This is a genomic window from Streptomyces sp. NPDC002306 (assembly GCF_053593435.1).
Window position 1 is genome coordinate 682,719 of the sequence record NZ_JBSFCK010000001.1, and the last position, 21,207, is coordinate 703,925.

A 21,207-nucleotide genomic window follows, 5' to 3' on the forward strand; every position below is an offset into this window, starting at 1 on the left:
CTACGGTAAGGAGCGGAGGTTACCGTCGGGTCACTTTGCAGTGGGCGCGTGAGGAGTGAGCCGTGGGACAGCATCGCAAGGCCCTGCGTACGACCGCGGCGAGCGCCGTCTCCGCGGCCCTGATCGCCGGCGGTGTCCTCGGCTACGCCCCCGCCGCGCACGCGGCCGCCCCCGACGTCCGGTTCGTCGACATCACCGGCGGCGACGGGACCGTCCTGAAGGCGAACGTCGTCACCCCGGCGGGCGCGGACGGCACCCGCCGCTACCCGCTGATCGTGCTGCCCACGAGCTGGGGCCTGCCCCAGGTCCAGTACCTCGCGCAGGCGCACAGGCTCGCCGACTCCGGCTACATCGTGCTCACCTACAACGTGCGCGGCTTCTGGCAGTCGGGCGGCCGGATCGAGGTGGCGGGCCCCCTCGACACCGCCGACGCGTCCGAGGTCGTCGACTGGGCGCTCGCCAACACCCCCGCCGACGCGGGGCACATCGGCATGGCGGGGGTCTCCTACGGCGCCGGCATCAGCCTGCTCGCCGCCGCGCACGACAAGCGGATCAAGGCCGTCGCCGCGCTCAGCGGCTGGGCGGACCTGATCGGCTCCATCTACTCCGAGCGCACCCAGCACGCCCAGGCCGCCGCCCTGCTGGACGGCGTCGGCAAGGTCGTCGGCCGTGAGAGCCCCGAGGTCGCGCGGGTCTTCTCGGACTTCTTCGCCTCCGACCTGTCCCGGGAGCAGGAGATCATCGACTGGGGCAGGACACGTTCCCCCGGGACCTACGTGGACCGGCTCAACGACAACGACACGGCCGTCCTGCTCGCCAACACCTGGGGCGACACGGTCTTCCCGCCCAACCAGTACGCGGACTTCTACGAGAAGCTGGCCGGCCCCAAACGCCTGGAGTTCCGCCCCGGCGACCACGCGACCGCCGAGATCCCCGGACTGTTCGGCCTGCCCAACGACGTGTGGACGGACACCGGACGCTGGTTCGACCGCTACCTCAAGGGCGAGGACAACGGCATCGACCGCGAACCGCCGGTCCAGCTCAAATCCCGCTCCACGGGCGGCTACGAGGGCTACCCGGACTGGAGGTCGGTCGGCGCCGCCACCCGCAAGTTCGACCTGGCGGGCACCACCACGATCCACACGAACGTCGACTCCGGCGCGGACGGCGGCATCGTCTTCCTGTCCAGCATCCTCGACCAGATCGCCCGGGTCCCCCCGGTGGCGTCGATCCCGCTGCTCCCCCGCCGCTGGGCGGCCGTCTGGCAGTCGGAGAAATACGCCACCGCCCAACGGGTGCGCGGCACCGCCCGGCTGCACACCACGGTCACCCCGACGAAGGAGAGCGGCACCCTCGTCGCCTATCTGTACGACGTGGGGGCGCTCGGCCTCGGCAAGCTGGTCAGCAACGCGCCGTACACCTTCCACGGCGTCACGCCCGGCCGGCCGTTCGGCCTCGACCTGGACCTCTTCTCCACGGCCTACGACGTGCCGGCCGGACACCGGCTCGCCCTGGTCGTCGACACGGTCGACCCGCTCTACATCGAGCACAACCCGTCCGGCGCGCGGCTGACCTTCTCCTCGCCGGCGGACGACCCGTCGTACGTGACGGTCCCGCTGCGCGAGCAGTGATCTCCGGCCACGGCCGGGCGGGTATGGCTCTGTGAGCTGCCGCCCCTACGGTCGAGGGGCCGTGGGCGGTTCCCCACCCGGCAGCAGCGTCCCCGGTTCGGCCGCGGCGACGTGCGCGGCTTCGGTCTTGGGACTGCGCTGCTCCCGCCGGGACACCCAGCCGGCGAACCAGGAGAGCAGCATGCACATCCCGATGTAGATCGGTGAGATCACCATCACCACGGGGATGAACGGCAAATCGTAGTCGAGGTTCGAGGCGATGAGTTTCCCGGCGTGGAGGAACTCCTCGTAGGTGATCAGGAAGCCGAGCGAGGTGTCCTTCAGGGCCACCACCAGCTGGCTGATGATGGCGGGCAGCATGGCCCGCACCGCCTGGGGCAGCAGGACGTACGACATGACCTGCGATTTGCGCATGCCGAGCGCGAACGCGGCCTCCCGCTGGCCGCGTTCGACGGAGTTGACACCCGAGCGGAACACCTCGGCGAGCACGGAGCCGTTGTAGAGGGTCAGTCCGGCGACCAGGGCGGGCAGCGGCTGCACCTTCAGCGCCACGAACACGAAGAAGATCATCACCAGGACGGGCATGGCCCGGAAGAACTCCACCACGACCGTGGCCGGCAGGCGCACCCACCGGTGGTCCGACAGCCGCCCGGTGGCCAGCGCGCCGCCCAGTGCCAGCGACAGGACCGCCGCGAGGGCGAAGGCCTTCAGTGTGTTGCCGAGACCGCGCAGCAGGAGTTCCTGGATGCCCTTGTACTCGAAGGGCATCCACTTCGTGTAGGTGAACTGGTCGGTGGCGAACAGGAGATGGACGATCCAGGCGAGCAGGGCGAGGATCACGACGGTGGACAGGACACCGTAGACCCGGTGCCGCCGCCGGGTCCGGGGGCCCTGCACGTCGTAGAGGGCGGTGGCGGTTGCGGGTGTCAACGGGCGACCCCCCACTTCTTCTCCAGCACGTTGAACAGCGCGCTGATGGCGAGTGTGATGACCAGGTATCCGACGGCGATCCAGACGAACGTCCAGACGATGTTGTAGCCGAGTTCGCTGAGGGTCTTGTACGTGCCGAGCAGCTCGGTGACGCTGAACGCGCCCGCGATCGCGGAGTTCTTGGCGAGTGCGATGAGGGTCGAGCCGACCGGCGGGATCACGGAGCGGAACGCCTGTGGCAGGACCACCAGGTTCAGGGTCTGCGCGAAGGTCATCCCCAGGCTGCGGGCCGCCTCGCCCTGCCCCTTGGGCACGGTGTTGATCCCGGACCGCAGGGCCTCGCAGACGAACGCCGAGGTGTAGCAGCCCAGCGCGAGGACGGCGAACAGCTGGAAGGGCAGCACCAGTCCGAACCTGGGCAGTCCGAGCAGCACCGCGAAGAACAGCAGGGTCAGCGGGGTGTTGCGCAGCACGGTCACCCACACGGTGCCGAAGACCCGCAGCGAGCGGACCGGCGCGACCCGGAAGGAGGCCATGAGGAAGCCGAGGACGAGGGCCAGCACGGAGGCGTAGACGGTGAGTTCGACCGTGCCGAGGAAACCCTCGGCGTAGAGGGAGAAGTTGTCTGTCAGTACGTTCATGAGCCGGCCTGGTAGCGGTCGATCGGGGGCGGGTTCGGCGCGGGCACGCCGGACAGGCCGAGGGTGGCCTCGTACGCCTTCTTCCAGTCACCGTTCTTCTCACGGGCCTCCAGCGCGTCGTCGAGGGCGAACCGCAGCGCGTTGTCGCCGTGCGGGACGCCGATGCCGTACGGCTCCTTCGAGAAGGGTCTGCCGACGACCTTGAGCTCGTGGGGCAGTTTCGCCGCGTAGCCGATGAGGATGGCGTCGTCGGTGGTGACGGCGTCGACCTGGTAGGTGAGCAGGTTGTCGACGCAGACGGAGTAGGTGTCGTAGGCGACGAGGACCGCTTTCGGGAACTCGTCCTTGATGCGCTGGTACGGCGTGGAACCGGTCACCGAGCACACCCGCTTGCCGTCCAGGTCCTGCGGGCCGTGGATGTCCTTCTCGTCGGCGCGCACCAGCAGCGACTGTCCCGCCAGGTAGTAGGGGCCTGCGAAGCCGACGAGCTTCTTGCGGTTGTCGTTGATGGTGTAGGTGCCGACGTAGAAGTCGATCTGGCCGTTCTGGAGGGCGGTCTCGCGGTTGGCGGAGGCGATCGTCCTGAAACGGATCGTCCTCGGGTCGAAGCCGAGGGAGGCGGACATCATCCTGGCGATCTCGATGTCGAAGCCGGAGTAGCCGCCGGTCGCCGGGTCCTTCTCACCCAGGTACGGCTGGTCCTCCTTGACGCCGACGACCAGGTGCCCGCGCTTCTTCGCCCGGGTCCAGGTCCTGGACTCCGGGAGCCGGAACCTCTCGTCCACCTGGTAGTGGGGGAGCTTCTCGGCCGCGGGTCCCTTGCCCGGCGGGCTGCCCTCCTTGCCGCAGGCGACGGCCAGGACGAGGGCGAGCAGCACGGCCAGCGCGGCGGACACACGTGGGGTACGGAACATGGGTCGCGCTCCCCGCTCAGTGCTTGAGGATCTTGGAGAGGAAGTCCTTGGCGCGGTCGGTGCGCGGGTCGGTGAAGAACTCCTCCGGGGCACGGTCCTCGATCACCCGGCCGTCGGCCATGAACACCACGCGGTTGGCCGCCGAGCGGGCGAAGCCCATCTCGTGGGTGACGACGACCATGGTCATGCCGTCCCGGGCGAGCTGCCGCATGACCTCCAGCACCTCGTTGATCATCTCGGGGTCGAGGGCCGAGGTCGGCTCGTCGAACAGCAGGGCCTTGGGCTCCATGGCGAGGGCGCGGGCGATGGCCACGCGCTGCTGCTGGCCGCCGGAGAGCTGGGCGGGGTACTTGGGTGCCTGGGAGGCGAGTCCGACGCGGTCGAGGAGTTCGAGGGAGCGCTTGTCGGCGTCCTCCCTGCGGTGCTTGCGGACCTTGATCTGTGCCAGGGAGACGTTCTGCAGGACGGTCTTGTGGGCGAAGAGGTTGAAGGACTGGAAGACCATACCGACGTCGGCGCGGAGGCGGGCGAGGTCCCTGCCCTCCTCGGGCAGCGGCCTGCCGTCGAGTCTGATCGTGCCGGACTCGATCGGCTCCAGCCGGTTGATCGCCCTGCACAGCGTCGACTTGCCCGACCCGGACGGGCCGATGACCACGACCACCTCCCCCTTGCCGACGGTGAGGTTGATGTCGCGCAGGACATGCAACTCCCCGAAGTGCTTGTTGACGTCCTTCAGCTCGATCAACGGATCGACTGCCATGCCCACCGTCACTCACCCTCAGCTGTGTCGTGGTCGCCGCAAACTATCCAGCCGGGGATCAGGGTCCCGGACGACACGCACTTTTCGGGCATTAGCCGTATTTACGGCGAACGGATGTTCCGTGATCGAGGAGTTCACGGAGTCACGGGATCACGGGGTCACGGCCCTGCGGGCTTCCGGGGTCGCGGGCCTACGGGCTGGAGAGGTTCACGGGCCGGCGGGTTCAGGCCTCGGCCACCTCCGCGTACAGCTGAGAGAGCTCGGGAACGCCGCTCGCCGCCCACTCGTGCCCGGCGGCCACCACGTCGAACTCACGGCCGGAGGCGAGCCGCACGACGGGCTGCCCGCCGGGCCAGACCTCCCAGACGGCACCCACGACGGTACGCACGATGACCGTGCCGAGATAGAGACCCGCGTCGTTGCCCAGCCAGGGCAGCACCTCCTCGTCGTCGCGCCAGCGCGGTACCAGCTGGTCGAGCGCCTCCAACGAGGCCGCGGAATCGTCGAGTCGGACGCCGTCCTGGGACGCCTGTGAGCGCAGCAGCTCACACTCGGAGAGGAGTTCGGCGACACCCTCGGGGTCGGCGGAGAACTCCGCGCCGTCGCTCTTCTTGCGCCGGTGGCCCAGGAAAGGGATGTTCATACGTCCAGCCTGTCATTCGTACCGGCGTACGCACCACAGGCGCGCGCGGATGGCCATGTCCGGTGGATTTCACCCGGTGTTCGCGCATGGCGCGTTGACCCGGGCCCGGAGCGTCCCTACTTTCGCGGTGCGTATGTGTGCGACGGGTGAGCGGGAGGAGTACATACGTGCCCCGAGGTGTCCGCAGTCTCCCGCTGGCGCTCGCCCTGTTGGTCACGGCACTCGTGCCGGCCTCCGCCGCGCGGGCCACGTCGTCGCCCCCGCCTCTCCCGCTGCCGCTGGAACGGCTCTTCGACAACACGGCCGTGAGTGACGACGACCGCCCCGAGCAGGCGGACTTCGACGGCTCGGGCGCCTCCCTGTCCGCGCGGGACCTGACTGCGGCGGGCTGGACGCCCGGCGGCGCGGTCACCGTGCAGGGGGCCCGGCTGAACTGGCCGCGAGGCGCGCCGGGCGAGCCGGACAACGTCGAGGCCGCCGGGCAGGAGGTCCGTCTCGGCGGACGCGGCGACGCCCTCGCCTTCCTGGTGGCCGGTACCCGCGGCGCCGAGGTGAGCGGCACCGGCACCGTCGCGTACACGGACGGCACCCGCTCCTCGTACCTGCTCACCGCCTCCGACTGGCGCGCGGGCCCGCTCGCCACGAAGGCGGTCGCGCTCCCCCACGTCAACACACCCGGCGGCCGGCTCGACGAGAAGGCACGGCTCTACGTCGTGACCGTCCCGCTCGCGCCGGGCCGCACCGTCGCCTCGGTCCGGCTGCCCTGCGCGGACGGACTCCATGTCTTCGCGCTGTCGGTGCGGGCGACAGGGCAGCACGGCGGCGGCCCGGGGCACCGGTGGACCGGCACCTGGGCCACGGCGACGTCCGGCTACACCGCCGTGGGGCCGTGGACCGACCGCACCCTGCGGCTCGTGGTGCACACCTCGGTGGGCGGGCCACGGGTGCGGCTGCGCTTCGACAACACCTTCGCCGCCACCACGGCGCGGATCGGCGCCGCGACGGTGGCGGTGCGCGCGGCGGGCGCGGCGGCCCGGGACGTGCCGGTGCGGCTGACCTTCCGGGGCGCGGCAAGCGTCGACGTCCCGGCGGGGGCACAGGCGGTCAGCGATCCGCTCGGCTTCCAGGTGCCCGCCGACGCCGATCTGCTGGTGAGCTTCCACCTGCCCGGCACGGTGACGGCGGTGCCCGTGCACCGGCTCGCGGTCCAGCAGTCGTACCTGAGCGGTCCGGGCGACCACACGGCGGACGGCTCGGCGGCGTCCTACACCTCGGCCCTGACGACCTGGCCCCTGCTGACCGGGGTGGACGTGAGCGGGGGGCCGGGGTCCGTCGTCACGCTGGGCGACTCCATCACCGACGGGGACCGGTCGACACCGGACGCGAACCGGCGCTGGCCCGACGTGCTCGCCGACCGGCTGCTGCGGCAGACCACGGTCCCCCACTACGGCGTCCTCAACCAGGGCATCTCCGGCAACCGTGTGGTCGGCGACCGCTACCCCGGGGACGGAGTCTCCACCGACGCGGGCGGAGTGAGCGCGCTGCACCGCCTCGACCGGGACGTGTTCGCCCAGACCTCGGCGCGTACGGCGGTCGTGTTCGAGGGCGTGAACGACCTGATCGCGGGGGCGAACGCGCCGCAGGTCATCGCCGGGCTCCAGGAGATCGCGGACCGGGCCCACGCGCGCGGGCTGCGGGTGCTGGCGGCGACGATCCTGCCGTGCGGGGGAACCTCCCGCTGTCCGGCGGCGGTCGACGCCGAGCGGACCGCGATCAACACCTGGGTCCGGGACTCCGGCGCGTTCGACGGCGTCCTCGACTTCGACGCCGTGCTGCGCGACCCCGCCGCCCCCGCGCGCATGCTGCCCGCCTACGACAGCGGAGACCACCTGCATCCCGGGGACGCCGGCCTGGCGGCCCTGGCGGACTCGGTGGACCTGACGCTGCTCTGACCGGGAGCGAGCGGCGCGACGGGCGGTCCTGACGGGCGGCAGGCGGCAGGCGGCAGGGGTTACACGTCCAGGTCGACGACGACCGGCGCGTGGTCCGAGGCGCCCTTGCCCTTGCGCTCCTCACGGTCCACGTACGCGTCGCCGACCGCCTTCGCGAACGGCGCGTTGCCGTAGACCAGGTCGATGCGCATGCCGCGGTTCTTGGGGAAGCCGAGCTGGCGGTAGTCCCAGTACGTGTACGGGCGGTCGTACTTCAGGGGGCGCGGCACCACGTCGGACAGGCCCGTCTCGCGCAGTCCGGCCAGCGCGGCACGCTCGGCGGGGGTGACATGGGTGAGGCCCTCGAAGACGGCCACGTCGAATACGTCGTCGTCCGTCGGCGCCACGTTGTAGTCACCGAGGACGGCGAACGGACGGCCGCCTCCCGCGTCGCCCGCCACGGCCGCCTTCAGCGCCTCGAACCACTGGAGCTTGTACGCGTAGTGCGGGTGCCCGACCTCCCGCCCGTTCGGCACGTACACCGACCAGACGCGGACCGGGCCGCAGGTCGCCGAGACCGCGCGGGGCTCCACCGCACCCTCGTAACCGGGGTCGCCGGGCAGGCCCTTGACCACGTCCTCCAGGCCGACGCGGGAGAGCACCGCGACGCCGTTCCACCGGCCGGTCGCGTTCACCGCCGCCTCGTAGCCCAGCTCGCGCAGCTGGTCGAACGGGAACTGCGCCTCGGCGATCTTGGCCTCCTGGAGACACAGCACGTCCGTGCCGCTGCTCTCCAGCCAGGCGAGCAGCCTCGGCAGGCGGGCGGTGATCGAGTTCACGTTCCAGGTGGCGATGCGCATGCCTCACAACTTACCGGGCGGGTACGACAACGGCCCCGCTCACCCGCTCCCGTCAGCCCGCCCGCTCGTCGCGCGCCCGCTAGACCTCGGCGGAGGCGCCCGGCGTCAGCCGCAGGTGCTCCGCGCCGCCCAGCGCGCCGATCTGGCGGTCGTAGATCGGACGGGCGAGGTCGGTGAGAAGCGCGTCGTGGATGTCGTAGGCACGCTGCGGTCCGACCTCGCGGACGTACTCGATGACCTCCGAGATCTTGTTCCAGGGGGCCATCACCGGCAGCATCAGCGTCTCCACCGGGTGGTCGGGGACGGTCAGCGCGTCGCCGGGGTGGAAGACGCGTCCGCCGTCGACGAGGAAGCCGACGTTGGTGATGCGCGGGATGTCCGGGTGGATCACCGCGTGCAGCTCGCCGTGGACCTGCACGTCGAAGCCCGCCGCGGTGAACGTGTCGCCGTGGCCGACGGTGTGCACCCGGCCCGGGAACGCGGCCGAGATCCGCTCCGCGACGGACCTCAGCGTCCAGATCTCGGCGGCCGGGTTCGCCTCCAGGGCGGCCCGCAGCCGGCCCTCGTCGAAGTGGTCGGGGTGCTCATGGGTGACGAGGACGGCGTCCGCGCCGACCGCGGCGTCCTCCTCGCTGTACCCCCCGGGGTCGAGGACGAGGGTCCGCCCGTCCTTCTCGAGACGGACACAGGCGTGCGACTTCTTCGTGAGCTTCATGATTCCCATCCTGCCCCCGCGGGCCCGGCGGCGGCCCGGCGGCGGCCCGCTCTGACCGGTGCTTCCGCCACCCGGAAGACGATCACCTGGCCGACGGGCACTCGGCCGACGCTCACTCGGCGGGGGTGGTCTCCTCCCGGATGATCCGCTGGGCCACCTTGAACGCGCTGTTCGCCGCCGGCACCCCGCAGTAGACCGCGGCCTGGAGCAGCACTTCCTTGATCTCGTCCGGGGTGAGGCCGTTGCGCAGCGCGGCCCGGGTGTGGAAGGCCAGCTCGTCGAGATGGCCGCCCGCGACCAGGGCGGTGAGCGTGACACAGCTGCGCGAGCGCCGGTCGAGACCGGGCCGGTCCCAGATCTCGCCCCACGCGTAGCGGGTGATGAACTCCTGGAAGTCCCCCGAGAACTCGTCGGCCTGCGACAGCGCCCGGTCGACGTGCGCGTCGCCGAGCACCTCACGGCGCACCTTGAGCCCGGTCTCGTACCGGTCCTGGACGCCCCCGTCCCGCGGCGGTACGACGGCCGGCGCGATCGCGGCGATGGGCGCGGTGGGCTGGGGCGCGGACAGCACCGGCTTGAGCGGGACGGGCGGGATGGCGACCTGGCCGGTGGCCGAGTCGAAGGCGGGCTGCCAGGCGGTGGAGAAGTGGTGGACGAGCAGGTCCGTGACGGCGGCCGGCTGCTCCACGGGCACCAGGTGGGACGCTCCGGGGACGACCGCCAGCCGGGCGTCCGGGATGCCGGCGACCAGGGTGCGGGCCTCGGCGGGGCCGGTGACCTGGTCCTCGGAGCCGACCAGGACCAGGGTCGGCACACCGACACGGCCCAGTTCGTGCCGGACGTCGAACGCGGCGAGCGCCTCACAGGCGGCGATGTAGCAGCCGGGGTCGGTGGTGCGCACCATCTGCACCGCCCACTCCGTGATCGCGGGCTGGGCGGCCGCGAAGCCGCCGGTGAACCAGCGGTCCGGGGAGGTGCGGGCGATCGGGTCGAGGCCGTTCGTGCGGACGATCACCCCGCGCTGCCGGAACTCGTCGGCCGTCCCGAACCGGGGCGAGGCGGCCATCACCACGAGCGAGGCCAGCCGCTCCGGGTGTCGCAGGGCCAGCTCGACACCGATCGCGCCGCCCAGCGCGCAGCCCGCGTACGCGAAGCGCTGCACGCCGACCGCGTCGAGCGTGGCGAGCAGCCGAGCGGTCAGCTCGGAGACCGCACCGGCCGGGTACGCGGGCGCGCCGCCGTGCCCCGGCAGATCGAACCGGAAGACCCTCCACTGCCTGGTCAACTCCGGGACCTGGCGGTCCCACATGTGCCAGGTCGTCCCGAGCGAGGGGCCGAGGATGAGGACCGGGGCGTCTTCGGGTCCGTCGAAGCGGTACTGGAGGGCGGGGGTGTTCGTCTGACTCACCGCTCCACGCTAACCGCCGAATCCATGCCCGAGAGCCTGGGGCCCCGGGTCCCCCCACCCTGCCACCCCGTTTCACCGGCGAACCCTCACACCTCCTTCACCCGCGTGGCGCACGGTCCCGTGACCGATCTACGCCGATCGGTGGACCGGCGGGCTCCGTCGACCGGCGGTTCAGAATTCGCCGCCGCCGCCCAGGCCCGTCAGCGCGCCGACCGGGTCGAGGTCGGGGGTGCCGCGGGGCCACCAGTCGTCGTCACCCGGTTCCGATTCGTAGGCGTACCACAAGCCGTCGCGGCCGAGGCGGAGTTGGACCTGGCCTCGGGGGTGGGTGAGCCGGTTGCGGGCGGGACGGAAGGCGGGCAGGTCCGCGGCGAGCAGAAGCGGGCGGGCGCGGTCGAACCGTCCGGCGGGCGGGTCCCAGGGTTCTTCGAGGACGGCGAGGCCGTCGATCCCGCCCTGTCGCCAGGCGGCGACCGCGCGGGCCAGTTCGGCCGGGGTACGGCCGGCCGCGGCGGCGAGCGAGGCGTAGAGGGCGCGGGTGCCGGCGGTGAGTCCGGAACCCGGGCGGGCCGCGGCGAGCCGCACCGCGTCCTGCCACAGCGTCAGTTCACCCGCTTCGTCGCGTCCCGTGCTCAGCAGGGCGTGGGCGCGGGCGGCGGCGTCGGTGGCGAGCTGGTCCAGCGCGAACGGGTCCGGTCCGCCCGGCGCCGACGGGTAGACGGGGGGCTGCTCGGGGTGCGGCGGCACGGGCGACGGGCGCGGCAGAGGGGGGAGCCGCCGGTCCGCCAGGGCGTCGGTGGCGCGGACGCCGGGGAGTGGTTCGGGCTCCTTCTCCTGGGCGGCGCGGGCCGCGCGGGCCGCGCTCAGCCGGGACAGCGCGTCGATCACCTCGCGTTCGCCGCGCCCGCGCAGCAGGAGCAGGACGAAGGGGTCGGCGTCCAGCAGACGGGCGGTCTGGTAGCAGAGGGCCGCCGCGTGCTTGCAGGGGTGGGCGCGGTCGGGGCAACTGCACTGCGGGTCCAGGTCGCCCGGGCCGGGGAGCAGCCGGACCCCGCAGTCGGCGAGGGACTCGGGCATCTCCCCGTCGAGCAGCGCGGCGATATGCCCCGGACGATCGGCGGCGACGTCCAGGAAGCGCTCCCAGTCGGCGTCGTCGAGCGTACGCAGCCGCACCTGGACGCGGTACGGGCGGGGGCGGCTGCCCTGCACGTACGCGAGCACGAGGCCGGGTGTCACCGTGATGGCGTCCACGTACCCCTGTTCCGCGTAACCCCGCCCGCGCGCGAGCCGCTTGACGTCCAGCGCCCCCTCTTCCAGCGCGGCCACCCAGGCATTGCCCCACCAGCTCTCGGCGAACCGGCTGCCCCCTTCGCCGGCCAGGGGAGCGAAGGCGGGGAAGGTACGGCGCAGGTCGCTGTCCCGGCGGGGGGAAGCCATGGAGGTGGCGGCGAGGGGGACGGCGGAGGGACCGCCGGCCACCGGCTGAGCGGTGCGGGCGACACCGGGACGCACGGCAGCGGGAGGCACGGCGGAGGGGGCGGGAGCCGTCGGCTGAGTGTCCGACGGATGAGTGCGCGAGGGGTGAGTGCTTGAGGGGCGAGTCTCCGAGGGACGGGTCTCCGGGGACCGGCCGGGGGTCAGGAATCCGGGGTCCGGAGGCTCGGGCGCGTCGGGCTCCTCCGACTCGTCGGACGGCATGCGGAAGGCGTCGGCGAGCAGCTCACGTAGTTCACGGGCCCTGGCACCCGGGGTCCGACCGGGTACGTCACCCCGGCGCCGGTCAGCGGCAGGCTCGGGCCGGGCAGGCCGGGACTCGGCCTGCTTCCGGGGCGCTCCGGTGTCCGCGCGGGGGACTCCGACTCCGGTGTCCGCGCGGGTCTGCCGTGCCTCGGCTCGGGCGGCGCGCAACGCCTCACGGGCGACGTCGGCGGGACGCGTGCCTCGCGGAGCGCCCGCTCCCCCACCGGCCGTGCCACCGGTCTTCGCCGGATCGCCTGCTCCGGGGGTCGCCGGACGCGTGGCCGCCGGGTCCTCAGGGGCCTTCGCACCCGTGCCACTGCCGATACCCGTGCCGGAGCCGCTGTCGCCGTGGCTGCCGCTGTCGCTGCCCTGGGGTGCGTCGGCGTCCTGGGCCGCCGACACCGCTCGGCGCAGGGCCGCACGGGCCGCGTCGGCCGGTCGGGCGGGGCGCCCGGGGGACTGCTCGGCCGCCGCGTCCAGGTCTGCTTCCTCGACCGCGCGCTCGCGGGCGGCCCGCAGGGCCCGACGGACAGCGTCGGCAGGACGGCCCTCGGCGGACAACTCCGCGCTCCCGCCCGGCACCCGGTCCTCTTCCACCGGGATCGCTGGGGTCGTCGAGATCGCTGGGGTCGTCGGGGTCCCCAGGTGCGCCGAGTCTGCCGGGGTCAGCGGATCCGTGGGGGCTGCCGGTGCCGTCGGCAGCACCAGGTCCATCGGGGTCACAGAAGCCTGCGGGGTCACCTGACCCACGGGGACTGCCGGGTCCACAGGGGTCGCCGAGGCCCCCAGATCCACCGAGGCACTTCGGTCCACCGGGACTGCCAGGTGCACCGAAGCCTCCGGGATCGCAGGACCCACGGAAGCAGCCTGGTCCGCTGGGGTCGCCGGATCCTCCGGACCTACGGGGGCAGCCAAGTCCCCCGGAACCAGCGGGTGTCCCGAGGCCTCCATAGTCACCGGATCCACGGGTGCAGCCGGAGCCGCCGGGTGCGGCGAGGTCGGCGGGTGCGGCGAGGTCGGCGGGTGCGGCGAGGTCGGCGGGTGCGGCGAGGTCGGCGGGGACACAGCATCCTCCGGAGCCGCCGAGGCCTCCAGACCCACCGAGGCAGTTCGGCCCACCGGGGCTGCCAGGTGCACCGAAGCCTCCGTAGTCACCGGATCCGCTGCATCAACCGGATCCACCGCATCCACCGGCCTCGCCCCCCTCCCCTCCCCGGTGTTCACGGGTCCCTCCGAAGGGATACCAAGTCGGTCAGTTCGCGGTCTGTCAGTTCTGTGAGTGCCGACTCGCCGGAGCCGAGGATCGCGTCGGCGAGGGCTCGCTTGGACTCCAGCATCTGCGCGATGCGGTCCTCGACCGTGCCCTCGGTGATCAGGCGGTGGACCTGGACCGGCTGGGTCTGGCCGATGCGGTAGGCGCGGTCGGTGGCCTGTTCCTCGACGGCCGGGTTCCACCAGCGGTCGAAGTGGACGACATGGCCCGCGCGCGTGAGGTTGAGGCCGGTGCCGGCGGCCTTCAGGGACAGGACGAGGACGGGGGTCGCGCCGCTCTGGAAGCGGTCCACCATGCGCTCGCGCTCCGGGACGGGCGTACCGCCGTGGAGGAGCTCCATGGGGATCGCGCGGGCGGCGAGGTGGGCGGCGATCAGACGGGCCATGCCGACGTACTGCGTGAAGACGAGCGCCGAGCCGTCCTCGGCGAGCAGGGTGTCCAACAGCTCGTCGAGGAGGGCGAGTTTGCCGGAGCGGGCGGCGAGGCCGTCACCGGGCGGGGTGCTCTCCTTGAGGTAGAGCGCCGGGTGGTCGCAGATCTGCTTGAGGGCGCCCAGCAGTTTCAGGACCAGTCCCCGGCGGGCGATGCCGTCCGCGGTCTCGATGGCGAGCAGCGACTCGCGCACCACCGCCTCGTAGAGCGCGGCCTGTTCGCGGGTGAGCGGAACCGGGTGGTCGGTCTCCGTCTTGGGCGGCAGTTCGGGCACGATGCCGGGATCGGACTTCTTGCGGCGGAGCAGGAAGGGGCGGACGAGTCCGGCCAGCCGGGTCACCGCCTCCTCGTCCTCGCCGTTCTCCACCGCGCGGGCGTGCCGGGCGCGGAAGGACTTCAGGGGGCCGAGCAGTCCCGGTGTCGTCCAGTCCAGCAGGGCCCAGAGTTCGGAGAGGTTGTTCTCGACCGGTGTGCCGGTGAGGGCGACACGCGCGGGGGACGGAATGGTGCGCAGTGCCTTCGCCGTCGCCGAGTAGGGGTTCTTGACGTGCTGTGCCTCGTCCGCGACGACCAGGCCCCAGCGCTGTCCGGCCAGGGTGGGCGCAGTGGAGCGCATGGTGCCGTACGTGGTCAGGACGAAGCCGTCGGCCAGGCCTTCGAGGGTGCGGTCCGGGCCGTGGTAGCGGCGGACGGGGACGCCGGGGGCGAACCGGTTGATCTCCCGCTGCCAGTTGCCGAGCAGCGAGGCCGGGCAGACGACCAGGGTGGGCTCGTCGCGGGCGCGCTTGAGGTGCAGGGCGATGAGGGTGATCGTCTTGCCGAGCCCCATGTCGTCGGCGAGACAGCCGCCGAGGCCGAGGCTGGTCATGAGGTCGAGCCAGGCCAGGCCGCGCAGCTGGTAATCACGGAGGGTGGCGTGCAGGCCGGCGGGCGGCTCGGCGGGCCGCACCCCGGCCGTCAGCCGGTCGCGCAGGGCGGCCAGCGCGCCGACCGGGACCACCTCGACGCTCTCGCCGTCGACCTCGGCGTTGCCGCTCAGCGCGACGGACAGCGCGTCCACCGGGTCGAGCAGGCCCAGTTCGCGGCGGCGGGCCTTGCGGACGAGGGCCGGGTCGACGAGCACCCACTGGTCGCGCAGCCGCACGACCGGACGGTGGGCCTCGGCCAGCGTGTCCATCTCGGCCTCGCTGAGCGGGTCGCCGCCGAGGGCCAGCTGCCAGCGGAACTGGAGCAGGTCCTCGCTCTCGAAGAAGCCGGTGCCGTCGGTCGCCGAGCCGGGCGCCGCCCGGACGACCGCCGTCGCGGACAGGTCCTGGGCCAGGTCGCGCGGCCAGTGCACGGCGACGCCCGCCGCCGCGAGCCGGCCGGCCGCCACACCGAGGAGGTCGCCGAGCTCCTCCTCGGACAGGGCCAGGACGTCGGGTGCGTCCTGCTCGGCCAGCCGGTCCAGCGGCGGCCAGACCCGGGCGGCGCGCCGGACGGCGAGGGCGGCGTCCACCCGCGCGCGTGGCCCGAAGGCCGCGTCCGCGTCGCCCGCCCACAGAGCCGCCGCGTCGGCGACCAGGGTGGGGTCGGCGAGGCTGTGCACCTGGACGATGGCCGCGCCCGCGCTGCGCGCCAGGTCGCCGCCGTCGAACAGATCGGACGCGGAGAGGTCGAGGCGCAGGGAGATCCGGACGCCGGCGTCCATGCCGGCGGCGACCTCGGCGGCCCAGTCGTGGGCGCCGGGCAGCCGCTGCGGGCGGCGGTCGGCGAACGGCTTCCCGGCCGCGTACGGCGCGGCGGGGGTGCGGGGCAGGGTGTCCGCGACCGCGTCCAGGAAGGAACGCATCAGGGCCTGCGGCTGGGGCAGGCGCAGCGGTCCGGAGCCGGGCAGCGGGACGGCGTGCCCCTCGTACGGAAGGGCCTCGGCGATCGCCCGCAGGTGGGCGATGTCCTCGGGGTCGAGGGGGCCGGCCCGCCAGGCGTCGTGGCCGGTGGGGGTCAGACCGGGCAGCAGGCGGCCGCGGGCGGCGAGCCGCAGCGCGTGCAGGGTGGCCGCGCCCCAGCAGGCGGTGGCGGGGTGGGCGGCCGGGTCGCGGCGGGCGCGCATCAGCAGGGGCAGGGCCCGGTCGAGCGGCAGGGACAGCGCGGGGGTCTGCCGGCGTCGGACGGAGGCGCCGTGGCGTCGTACGACGGTGAGTTCGGTGGGCGGTCCGGCCACGTCGGCGGGCAGTGGTCCGTCGGCCGGGTCCCAGAATGCGACCCGTCCGTCGCGCGGGAGGGGCGCGGGCAGGAAGACGGCCGCGAGGCGCAGCGGAACGTCCCCGGACCCGCCGTCGGGCGTCTCGGACGCCTCTGACGCCGCGAGCCCTGTCGTACGTTCGGCCGTCACGGTCATGTCGCTCATACGCTCTGTTCACCTCCCGCCCGTGTGTCGGATCAGACGTCTTCGACTCTACGGGCGGGGTCTGACATTCGGCTCCGACGGCCTGCCGGGGTCCGTCGAGGTCTGTCGGCCCCGTCGGGGTCCATCAGGGGCTGTCGGGGTCCGTCAGGGTCCGCGCGATCAGGGGACCGTGCGTGAGACGACGTAGACCATGGGGTACGTGGCGTTGGCTCCGTTCACGACCACGTCCTGCGTCGGCTTCGGCTCCTTCTGCTGGTGGACGAATCCCCAGTACGGGCCGGGGCGGGCGCCGGGGCCCGCGAAGTTCCAGCCGGTGACCTTCTGGTCGCGCGCGCCGATGGCGATGTGGTCCTCCTTCAGCTGGTCGCGGCTGACGCCCATTTCCTTGAGGAAGGTGTCCAGACCGTCGTTGGTGGTCTGGAACTGCACGTAGAGACGGCTGGTCTTCCAGTTGTTCGTCTCGTAGTACGCGACCTTGTTCGCCGGGTGCGGGATCGGGACCTGGTAGAGGCGGCGCTGCACCTTCGACGGCCAGCCCTCGGTCAGACCGGTCGCCGAGTACTTCTCCTCCTTGTCCTTGCCGCTGTTGCGGCTCTGGTTGGCGGAGATCACCAGATATCCGGCCGGGACGCCGATGAGCAGCACGATGATCAGCAGGGTGAGCGCCCTGCGGCGGTTGCGGTGCCGTCGGTTCTCTGTCGGGCGGGGCGGCTCGTCCGGGGGCGCGGCCTGGCGGGGCAGCGAGGCGGTCATGCGGTGTCCTGGGTGCGGCGGGCGTCCGCGTACCGCTCGTAGCGCTCGTGCCGCTCCACCCGGCGCCGCTTGGCGCGCCGGAAGCGGCGGGCGACCAGGCGGGCGAGGTCGGCGGCGCCGACCATGCCCGCCTCGGGGCCGAGCTGGGCGCGGGCGATACGGGCCTCGGGGCGGTAGCCGCGGCCGGTCAGCTGGCGCCGGAAGGCGTCCCGCGCGGGGCCGATCAGCAGGTCGTCGGCCGCGGAGACACCGCCGCCGATCACGAAGCAGGACGGGTCGAGCGCCGCGGCCAGGTTGGCGATGCCGACGCCGAGCCACTGGCCGATGTCCTGGAGCAGCTCGATGCACATGGCGTCACCCTCACGGGCCAGCTCGGTGATCATCGGGCCGGTGATGTCGGCGATGTTGCCCTTGACGTGCTCGATGATCCCGTACGCCACCGGGGAGTCGGCGGCGGCCAGCTCCCTGGCCTCCCGGACCAGCGCGTTGCCGGAGCTGTACTGCTCCCAGCAGCCGCGGTTGCCGCACGCGCAGCGGTGACCACCGGGCAGCACCTGCATATGGCCGAACTCGCCGGCGACGCCGAACTTGCCGCGCTTGACCTGGCCGTCCTCCAGGATCGCGCCGCCGATGCCGGTGCCGAGGGTGATCATGACGAGGTGGTCCTCGCCGCGTCCCGCGCCGAAGCGCCACTCCGCCCAGGCGGCGGTGTTGGCGTCGTTGTCGACGAGTACGGGCACCGACAGACGGCCCGAGAGGCGGTCGCGCAGCGGCTCGTTCCGCCAGGAGAGGTGGGGGGCGAACAGGACGCGGTTGCGTTCGGCGTCGACCCAGCCGGCCGCGCCGATGCCGACCGCGTGCACGTCGTGCCGGTCGGACAGGTCCAGGACCAGTTCGACGATCGTGTCCTCGACGACCCTCGGGCTCTTGGACTTGTCCGGGGTCTCCGTGCGGAGCTTCTCCAGGATGTTGCCGTCGGCGTCGACGACGCCCGCCATCACCTTCGTACCGCCGATGTCGATGCCGACCGTGGGCACGCGGGGTGCGGTGAGGTGCGAGCGGCGCTCGCGGGTACCCACGGTACGCAGCACGGTGGCGCGGCGGGAGCCGATGGGGGCGGTGAGGTCGCGGTAGGTGCTCATCAGGCCCGATTCTGCCTCACCGCTCCATGGGGTGCTGTACGGGGCGGCTGTGGAAAGGGCGGAGCACCTGCCCGGTGCGGCGCCGCCCGGCCGCTCGCGCCCGGGCGGCGGGAACCGCGGGAGCGACACGGCCCGGCGCCTCCCGGGACCGGTCCTCAACCGGTGCGTTCCAGCTCGTGCCGCAGATCATCGAGCTCGTCCCCGCCCGCCATCTGCCGGGTCAGCTCGTCCAGGGTGATGTCGTCCCGGAGGTGGTTGCCGACCATCGTCCCCCTCTTCAGGAGCACGAACCTGTCCCCCACCAAGTACGCGTGATGCGGGTTGTGGGTGATGAACACAACACCCAGGCCCTCGTCGCGTGCCGCCGCCACATACTTCAGGACCACGCCCGACTGCTTCACGCCGAGCGCCGCCGTCGGTTCGTCGAGGACCAGGACCTTCGCGCCGAAGTGGACGGCACGGGCGATCGCCACGCACTGGCGTTCGCCGCCGGACAGCGTGCCGATCGGCTGGTCGACGTCCCGGAGGTCGATGCCCATGCGCAGCAGTTCGGCGTGGGTGGTCCTGCGCATGTGGTCGACGTCCAGCCGCTTGAAGGGGCCGCTGCCCTTGCGGGGTTCGGAGCCGAGGAAGAAGTTGCGCCACACCGGCATGAGCCCCACGACGGCCAGGTCCTGGTAGACGGTGGCGATACCGCGGTCCAGGGCCTCGCGCGGGGAGGACAGGCGGGTCTCCTCGCCCTCGATGCGCAGGACGCCCCCGTCGTGCTGGTGCAGTCCCGCGATGATCTTGATGAGGGTGGACTTGCCCGCGCCGTTGTCGCCCAGGACGCAGGTGATGTCCCCCGCGCGCACCTCCAGCGAGACGCCTTCGAGGGCCCGGACGTTGCCGTAGTGCTTGCTGACGTCGGACAGCTCCACGAGCGCCGTACGGTCCGCGGCCGGCGTGGTCTGCGTGGTCTGCGTCACTTGGTGGCCTCCGCGCGCTTGCGGACCCAGGCGTTGAGCAGGGTCGCGAGGAGCAGCATCGCTCCGAGGAAGAACTTGAACCAGTCGGGGTTCCACTCGGCGAAGACGATGCCCTTGCTGGTCATGCCGAAGATGAACGCGCCGACCGCCGAGCCGATCGCGCTGCCGTAGCCGCCGGTGATCAGACAACCGCCGATGACGGCCGCGATGATGTAGATCAGCTCGTTGCCGACGCCCTCGCCGGACTGGACGACGTCGTACGAGAAGAGCAGGTGCTGGCCCGAGATCCAGGCGCCGAACGCCACGCCCATGTACAGGCCGATCCTGGTCCTGTTCACGGGGACGCCGACGGCGCGCGCCGCGTCCTTGTTGCCGCCGACGGCGAAGATCCAGTTGCCCACACGGGTGCGCAGCAGGATCCAGGAGGCGACGGCGACCAGGCCGAACCACCACAGAATGGTGATCTTGAAGGCGACGCCGCCGACGGTGAGGGTGGAGGCGAAGACGTCGTGCGCCGACGCGAAGCCCTCCATGTCGGCGATCGTCTTCGTCGAGACCGTGCTGTCGATCAGCTTGGTGAAGCCGAGGTTCATGCCGGTCAGCATCAGGAAGGTGCCGAGCGTGATGATGAAGCTCGGCAGGTTGGTGCGGGTGAGCATGAAGCCGTTGAAGGCGCCGATCGCGAGGGTGGCGAGCAGGGAGACCCCGACGCCGACCCAGACGTTCGCCGTCATCTGGTAGCTGAACATCGACGAGATCAGCGCGGACGACGTCACCATGACGCCCGCGGAGAGGTCGAACTCGCCACCGATCATCAACAGCGCGACGGGGACGGCCATGATGCCGATCGTCGAGGACGCGTACAGGACCGTGCTGAGGCTGGAGGCGCGCAGGAAGCTGTCCGCGACGAACGCGAAGAAGACGAAGACGGCGATCGCGCCGACGACCGAGCCGAGTTCGGGGCGGCTGAGCAGCCGGCGCAGCGGCGAGGTGCGCAGGAGTCTGTCGTCCGCCGTCGCGCTCATCGGGTGCCCCGCTCGGTGTACTTCTGGAGCTCGCCCGCCTGGTCCTTGGTGATGATCTGCGGTCCGGTGAGCACGGGCTTGCCGCCGCCGAGCATGTCGGCGTTGTACCGGTAGAGCCACAGCAGGTCCACGGCCTCGTAGCCCTGGAGGTAGGGCTGCTGGTCCACGGCGAAGCCGAGGGTGCCGTCCCGCAGTTCGGCGGCCACCTTGGCGTTGAGGTCGAAGGTGTCGACCTCGGCCTTGCTGCCCGCGTCCTGCCTGGCCTTCACGGCGGTGTCGGCGTACGGCGCGCCGAGGGTGACGACCGTGTCGACGTCCGGGTCGGCCTGGAGCTTGGCGCTGATCGCGGACTGCACGTCCGGCATGTTGGTGCCGTTGACGTAGAGGTTCTCCACCTGCCCGTCGAAGGTCTTCTTCACGCCGGCGCAGCGCTGCTCGTGGCCGACGTTGCCCTGCTCGTGCAGGACGCAGACGGCCTTCTTGCGGCCCCGCTCGTTCAGCTCCTCGCCGACGGCCTCGCCGGCCACGGTCTCGTCCTGGCCGATGTGGGCGAGCGCGCCGAAGGCCGCGGACTCGGCCGAGCCGGAGTTGACGGTGATCACCGGGATGCCGGCCTTCTCCGCGCGCGCCACGGCGGCCTTCATCGCGTCGGGCTTGGCGAGGGTGACGATGATGCCGTCGACCCGCTTGTCCACGGCCGCGTCCACGAGCTGGGCCTGCTGCTGGGCCTCGTCGTCGTGCGAGTACAGGAAGTTGATGTTGTCCTTGCGGGCGGCCTGCTCGGCGCCGCTCTGGACGATGTCCCAGAAGGTGTCGCCGTCCCCCGAGTGCGTGATCATCGCGAAGGTCCAGCGGGGCGTGTTCACCGCCGCCCTGCCCTGTGCCGCCGCCGCCTTGCGGGCGTCTTCGGCGCGCTTTCCGCCGGTGCTGCTGCACCCGGCCAGGGAGACGCACAGTGCCCCCGCCAACGCGATCCCTGCCCAGGTCCGAAACCGTGCCACGAGGCCGTGCCCTTCTTGCTGCGTTCAGTGGTACGAACAGGGCGGACGAGC

General features: G+C 72.3%; 17 protein-coding genes. 2 read left to right on the top strand and 15 right to left on the bottom strand.

Annotated features, from left to right (window positions below; all coding sequences use genetic code 11):
- The first annotated feature begins 62 nt into the window (after positions 1–62).
- Positions 63–1,631, top strand: a complete 1,569-nt coding sequence (locus ACWCQK_RS02930; RefSeq protein ID WP_451151168.1) for an alpha/beta fold hydrolase — start codon at positions 63–65, stop codon at positions 1,629–1,631.
- 45 nt (positions 1,632–1,676) lie between these two features.
- Here the strand turns inward: ACWCQK_RS02930 and ACWCQK_RS02935 are convergent, their stop codons facing one another.
- From ACWCQK_RS02935 to ACWCQK_RS02955, 5 genes are all read right to left on the bottom strand, one after another.
- Positions 1,677–2,561, bottom strand: a complete 885-nt coding sequence (locus tag ACWCQK_RS02935) for an amino acid ABC transporter permease (RefSeq protein WP_451151170.1) — start codon at positions 2,559–2,561, stop codon at positions 1,677–1,679.
- Entirely contained in the window at positions 2,558–3,202 is a 645-nt protein-coding gene (locus ACWCQK_RS02940; RefSeq protein WP_451151172.1) for an amino acid ABC transporter permease, read from the bottom strand. Before ACWCQK_RS02940 ends, ACWCQK_RS02935 begins: the two co-directional genes overlap by 4 nt.
- Positions 3,199–4,116 (bottom strand): glutamate ABC transporter substrate-binding protein, encoded by a 918-nt coding sequence (locus tag ACWCQK_RS02945; protein ID WP_451151174.1) that lies wholly within the window; start codon positions 4,114–4,116, stop codon positions 3,199–3,201. Before ACWCQK_RS02945 ends, ACWCQK_RS02940 begins: the two co-directional genes overlap by 4 nt.
- A 16-nt stretch (positions 4,117–4,132) precedes the next feature.
- Positions 4,133–4,876, bottom strand: a complete 744-nt coding sequence (locus ACWCQK_RS02950; protein ID WP_451151176.1) for an amino acid ABC transporter ATP-binding protein — start codon at positions 4,874–4,876, stop codon at positions 4,133–4,135.
- Between the two features lie 223 nt (positions 4,877–5,099).
- Entirely contained in the window at positions 5,100–5,519 is a 420-nt protein-coding gene (locus tag ACWCQK_RS02955; RefSeq protein WP_451151178.1) for a DUF6278 family protein, read from the bottom strand.
- Between the two features lie 167 nt (positions 5,520–5,686).
- On the opposite strand from ACWCQK_RS02955, the gene ACWCQK_RS02960 reads away from it, so the two are divergent.
- Entirely contained in the window at positions 5,687–7,471 is a 1,785-nt protein-coding gene (locus tag ACWCQK_RS02960) for an SGNH/GDSL hydrolase family protein (RefSeq protein WP_451151180.1), read from the top strand.
- Between the two features lie 59 nt (positions 7,472–7,530).
- On the opposite strand, the gene ACWCQK_RS02965 is transcribed toward ACWCQK_RS02960, so the two are convergent.
- The 10 genes from ACWCQK_RS02965 to ACWCQK_RS03010 form a co-directional block, all read right to left on the bottom strand.
- Positions 7,531–8,310, bottom strand: coding sequence for an exodeoxyribonuclease III (locus ACWCQK_RS02965; protein ID WP_451151182.1), 780 nt, complete (start codon positions 8,308–8,310; stop codon positions 7,531–7,533).
- A 79-nt stretch (positions 8,311–8,389) separates the two neighbouring features.
- Positions 8,390–9,025 carry an MBL fold metallo-hydrolase gene (locus tag ACWCQK_RS02970; RefSeq protein ID WP_451151184.1) on the bottom strand — a complete coding sequence of 212 codons (636 nt, stop codon included), beginning with the start codon at positions 9,023–9,025 and terminating at the stop codon, positions 8,390–8,392.
- Between the two features lie 112 nt (positions 9,026–9,137).
- Positions 9,138–10,433 carry a bifunctional 3-oxoadipate enol-lactonase/4-carboxymuconolactone decarboxylase PcaDC gene (pcaDC, locus tag ACWCQK_RS02975; RefSeq protein ID WP_451151186.1) on the bottom strand — a complete coding sequence of 432 codons (1,296 nt, stop codon included), beginning with the start codon at positions 10,431–10,433 and terminating at the stop codon, positions 9,138–9,140.
- Positions 10,434–10,604: 171 nt separating this feature from the next.
- Positions 10,605–12,887 (bottom strand): SWIM zinc finger family protein, encoded by a 2,283-nt coding sequence (locus tag ACWCQK_RS02980; RefSeq protein WP_451151188.1) that lies wholly within the window; start codon positions 12,885–12,887, stop codon positions 10,605–10,607.
- Between the two features lie 506 nt (positions 12,888–13,393).
- The gene (locus ACWCQK_RS02985) at positions 13,394–16,267 is read right to left on the bottom strand and encodes an SNF2-related protein (protein WP_451151190.1); all 2,874 of its coding nucleotides are present in this window, start codon (positions 16,265–16,267) and stop codon (positions 13,394–13,396) included.
- 159 nt (positions 16,268–16,426) lie between these two features.
- Entirely contained in the window at positions 16,427–17,020 is a 594-nt protein-coding gene (locus tag ACWCQK_RS02990) for a sugar kinase (RefSeq protein WP_451151192.1), read from the bottom strand.
- Positions 17,017–18,162, bottom strand: coding sequence for an ROK family glucokinase (locus ACWCQK_RS02995; RefSeq protein ID WP_451151194.1), 1,146 nt, complete (start codon positions 18,160–18,162; stop codon positions 17,017–17,019). The genes ACWCQK_RS02990 and ACWCQK_RS02995 overlap by 4 nt, the downstream gene beginning before the upstream one ends.
- 155 nt (positions 18,163–18,317) lie before the next feature.
- Entirely contained in the window at positions 18,318–19,130 is an 813-nt protein-coding gene (locus ACWCQK_RS03000; RefSeq protein WP_451151196.1) for an ATP-binding cassette domain-containing protein, read from the bottom strand.
- Entirely contained in the window at positions 19,127–20,155 is a 1,029-nt protein-coding gene (locus tag ACWCQK_RS03005) for an ABC transporter permease (RefSeq protein WP_451151198.1), read from the bottom strand. Before ACWCQK_RS03005 ends, ACWCQK_RS03000 begins: the two co-directional genes overlap by 4 nt.
- On the bottom strand, positions 20,152–21,156 hold the full coding sequence (locus tag ACWCQK_RS03010; protein WP_451151200.1) for a sugar ABC transporter substrate-binding protein: 1,005 nt from the start codon (positions 21,154–21,156) through the stop codon (positions 20,152–20,154). Before ACWCQK_RS03010 ends, ACWCQK_RS03005 begins: the two co-directional genes overlap by 4 nt.
- Positions 21,157–21,207 lie beyond the last annotated feature (51 nt).